The sequence below is a fragment of the Ligilactobacillus acidipiscis DSM 15836 genome (genome assembly GCF_001435755.1).
GTDB classification, from domain to species: Bacteria; Bacillota; Bacilli; order Lactobacillales; family Lactobacillaceae; genus Ligilactobacillus; species Ligilactobacillus acidipiscis.
The window spans coordinates 1-3,257 of sequence record NZ_AZFI01000199.1 but is presented as its reverse complement, the minus strand read 5'-3'; the positions used below and the strand labels follow the sequence as shown (position 1 = coordinate 3,257).

Below are 3,257 nucleotides of genomic sequence, written 5' to 3'. Positions count from 1 at the left end.
AATGTGCTTTTTCAACTTTCAACCTTTAGTTATTGGTCTAAAATTTTCCTCTAAAACAGAATCCCCAATTTCGCGACAATGTTGTAATAAATTATCATATTCATTCATTAAAAAAACACCTTTCATTTGAGCTCATTTTGTTTTGATAAAAGATAATTTTGTGGTTCAAAAAAGCTAACCCATATGCCGGTTAGCTTTTTTGAATAAAATTTAGCAAAAAAATCTTTTGAACGATAAAAACAATAACCTAAACTCTAATTGTGTGGTGATGTCGCAAGAAGCTATCAGTCTATACATAATAATAACAACCTCCACTTAAAACAGAGCAGAGTGAATCGTTTAGAAGTTGAGCACTATCGGGCTTCAACAATAAAGTCGTGCTTTTTGCGACTTGTTGTTGAAGTTGGATAGGCATAGTTGAGCTGCGTGAACCAGAAAGCTCCGCCTAATCAACTTAGACATCACGGCAAGAAAAAAGCACTTGTCATAATGCCTAAGTCCATTAGTGCTCGCTTTCTCCCGGTTCACTCCGCTCTGTTTTGCAGACTTTTGATTCACGCAGCTCGACTACTTAAACGAGCTTGGTAAAAAGAAATCAGTGAATTAACGCATAACTAACACAGAAACTGGCGCATATTTGGCCATATAAGCTGCTTCGCTCCCAAAACGGCGAGCAACCCCCGGCTTATCAAAGGAACCAATAATCAACAAATCTGGTTTAATATGCGGAATAACGTCATTGACAATTGTTCTACCAGGTTTTCCTTCAGCAACAACAGTCTGGACTTTTTTCACGCCAGCTTCTTTTGCTTCCTTTTCATATTCAAGCACGTGTTTTTCCAGTGCTTCCCTTTCGCCATGAATGTAATCATCATCAAGAGCTTGGTAAACATTCATTTCGTTACTTTCCAATACAGAAACGATAAAAAGCTCAGTGTTATTCTCCTTGGCATAATTAATTGCGTAATGGAAAGCTAACTGTGCGTCATGTGAATCGTCAGTTCCGACTAAAATACGAGTAAATTTTGTTTGTTCATCAGCCATGATCATTGTCCTCCTTGATTTTGCTCCTTTTCGAGAGCTTCTTTTTGCGCTAAACGTTTATCCCCACGATATAAATCAGTAATTGTCCAGATCAACAAAGCGATAATTAAAACAATGATGACATAAGCAATATTATCAGCCATAGAAACTTGCGCAGCAGTCAGATTATCCCCATAGAAGGCTTCAATTGATCCCGGTAAGCCGATCATATTCAAGTAAGTTAAGCCAACGACAGAAACCCAACCTAAGATATTGACCCAGAGTGAATTTTTAAACCGTAAACCCATTTCTGTTTTACTATTAGTTAACATTAATAAAGGCAACATTGAGAATGGTAAGGCAAAGGCTAAGAAGACCTGCGAGTTGTTCATTAAATTATTAATGGCAACGTGCTGTTGCACTTCACTTTGACCACTGGTTGAGATCACGGCAATCAGTACTGGGATCACAGAGATCAAACGTGTGACTAAACGACGTGCCCACAAAGGCATTTTCATGTGAATAAAACCTTCCATGACAACCTGACCAGTCAGTGTACCAGTAATAGTTGAGTTTTGACCAGAAGCTAATAAAGCGACCGCAAAAAGTGTTGATAAAATACCGGATTTAGCGACACCAATCAAAACACCATTACTTAATTTGGAAGTATCAGAAAGAGCTTTGTACAAACCAAAGAATGACGGATCTTGGATTGTTCCAGATTTGAAAACAGCAACGCCCATAATCAAAAGCAAGGCGTTAACAACAAAGGCTAATGACAATTGGATATTAGAATCCCAAGTCGAAAACTTAACTGTCCGAGCAATGTCTTCTTGATCGTTATGGTCAATTTTACGAGTTTGGGAAATAGCTGAATGTAAGTACAGGTTATGCGGCATAACGGTAGCACCGATGATACCTAAAGCACCTGAAATAGGTGTCATGCCTTGAACGTCAGGTGAAGAGGCAAAAGTTTTTCCCGTTGGGACTAAACCTTTAAACATTTCACCCCAGGCAGGATCAGACAAAGCGACTTGATAAATAAAAACAGCTAAGATAACGAAAATTAAACAAACGACAATTGCTTCGATTTTCCGGAAACCGATTTTAGTTAATAAGAGCAATAACAAAACATCTAGTACGGTCAAGAAAACGGCAATCACTAACGGAATATTAAACAGTAGATAAAGCGCGATCGCACCACCAATAACTTCAGCAATATCTGTCGCCATAATGGCTAATTCAGTCATGATCCACAAAATAATACCTAAAGTTTTACCAGTGCGGGCCCTGGTTGCTTGGGCCAGGTCCATTTGACTTACAATGCCCAGTTTAGCGGCCATGTACTGTAATAACATGGCAATCAAACTCGACATTAAAATCACGGACATAAGTAAGTAGGAGAAATTTTGCCCACCAGTGATTGAGGTTGACCAGTTACCGGGATCCATATAACCAACAGCAACTAAAGCTCCAGGACCAGAATACATAAATAATGTTTTCCAGAATCCCTTACCCTTAGGAACTTCCACAGTTCCATTAATTTCTTCCAGCGAGGGTCCATTAGCATAATGGATCAAATAGTGTTGCTTATGAGTTTTTGACTCATTTTGACTCATTTTTAAAGCCACCTTTCTTTTTAAACCATAGTTATTGTACAATGAATTTGCGTATATTGAAACAAAAAGTTTGGGTTACAGAAGAATGAAAGGGGTATTTTTAATATGAGGTCGATCGAAGACAATTATTTACGGGCTATTTTTGAAGGGAGTTATTTGAAAAAAGGTATCTCTAATAAACAATTATCGGAGTTGTTAAAAATCACTCCTGCTTCTACAACAGAGTTTACTCAAAAATTACATAAACAGGGATTAGTTGACGGGGGAAAATATAAAAAAGTTTCTTTGAGTGAAAAAGGACAACAAAAAGCCCAAAAAATTATGCATAAATTTCGGTTATGCGAAGTTTTATTGGAAAAAAATTTTGATTTACCATTAGCAGAAGTGGTTCAACAAGCTTGGCTGCTAGCTGACTTTTCTAGTGAAACTTTATTGCACGAGCTGAATGAGAAATTGGGAAAGCCAGAGAAAACTTTTTTTGGAGCGGAAGTTCAAGAACCTAAAGTTTTTAATCCTGATCTGAAGATGTTAAGTAGTGTTAAACCGGGAAACGTGGTTATCTTGAGAGAGTATTTGGGAAGTAAGAATATGGTAATACGCGTGGTGCTAGTTCGT

3 protein-coding genes are annotated in these 3,257 nt (G+C 37.7%); 1 reads left to right on the top strand and 2 read right to left on the bottom strand.

Features of this window, described 5'->3' with window-relative positions; all coding sequences use genetic code 11:
* Positions 1-603: 603 nt before the first annotated feature.
* A complete protein-coding gene (locus FC65_RS09720) occupies positions 604-1,044 on the bottom strand; it encodes a universal stress protein (RefSeq protein ID WP_056972520.1) in 441 nt (146 codons plus the stop codon).
* 2 nt (positions 1,045-1,046) lie between these two features.
* Positions 1,047-2,642 carry an Nramp family divalent metal transporter gene (locus FC65_RS09715; RefSeq protein ID WP_056972519.1) on the bottom strand — a complete coding sequence of 532 codons (1,596 nt, stop codon included), beginning with the start codon at positions 2,640-2,642 and terminating at the stop codon, positions 1,047-1,049.
* A 105-nt stretch (positions 2,643-2,747) separates the two neighbouring features.
* Here FC65_RS09715 and FC65_RS09710 point away from each other — a divergent pair.
* The coding region (locus FC65_RS09710; RefSeq protein ID WP_056972518.1) for a metal-dependent transcriptional regulator at positions 2,748-3,257 on the top strand (510 nt) is incomplete at its 3' end.

What these genes read in the sequence shown, in the direction of transcription:
- FC65_RS09720 (WP_056972520.1), bottom strand. Translation starts at nt 1,044, where the DNA reads ATGGCTGATGAACAAACAAAATTTACTCGTATTTTAGTCGGAACTGAC.
- FC65_RS09715 (WP_056972519.1), bottom strand. Translation starts at nt 2,642, where the DNA reads ATGAGTCAAAATGAGTCAAAAACTCATAAGCAACACTATTTGATCCAT.